Annotated in this window: 1 protein-coding gene; it reads left to right on the top strand. The window is 53.9% G+C overall.

Features of this window, described 5'->3' with window-relative positions:
- Positions 1-542, top strand: a 542-nt coding sequence (locus ACZGCQ_RS16825) for a ThiF family adenylyltransferase (RefSeq protein ID WP_481266880.1), incomplete at its 5' end; no start/stop codon positions are given.
- Positions 543-588: the final 46 nt, after the last annotated feature.

Below are 588 nucleotides of genomic sequence, written 5' to 3'. Positions count from 1 at the left end.
GAACGATGGAGGAAGCGGAAGAAGGCCGCTGGCGACAGGCTAGCATCAGGCTCAGCGGTATGGGAGCGCACGGAACGGCGTCGTCAGAGCAATTCGTCCGCGCCGGTGTCGGCGTCGTCGGAATCGTCGCCCGTGTTTATGTCGAGTGGAGTAATCTACAACGACAAAAGATTTATACCGAAGACGATGCGCGTCATATCGTACCAAAAGCGATTGCCGCAAAAGCACGGCTTGAAGAGATCAATTCGACGGTGACGATCGAAGCGCATGTAGTAGACGTCGACCGGGCAGCGCTGAAGTGGCTTCTCGATGATATCGATCTGATCATCGACGCGACGGACAATTTCGATATTCGTTTGCTGATGAACGACATGGCGTTGATGAGTTCGATTCCGTGGATTTACGGAGGTTGCGTCGGCAGTTACGGAATCACGTTTACCGTCCGTCCTGGGGAGACGCCATGTCTGCATTGTCTGCTCGATCAATTACCACGTGATCAGGAGACATGTGTTACGGCGGGAATCATCGGACCGGCCGTATAGATGGTTGCTTCCTTGCCGGTGACGGAAGCTTTTAATGTGCTGAACG

The organism is Exiguobacterium sp. HSB13, assembly GCF_056764755.1.
Note: the sequence above shows the minus strand (reverse complement) of the source record. Positions and strands in the feature narration are given on the sequence as shown.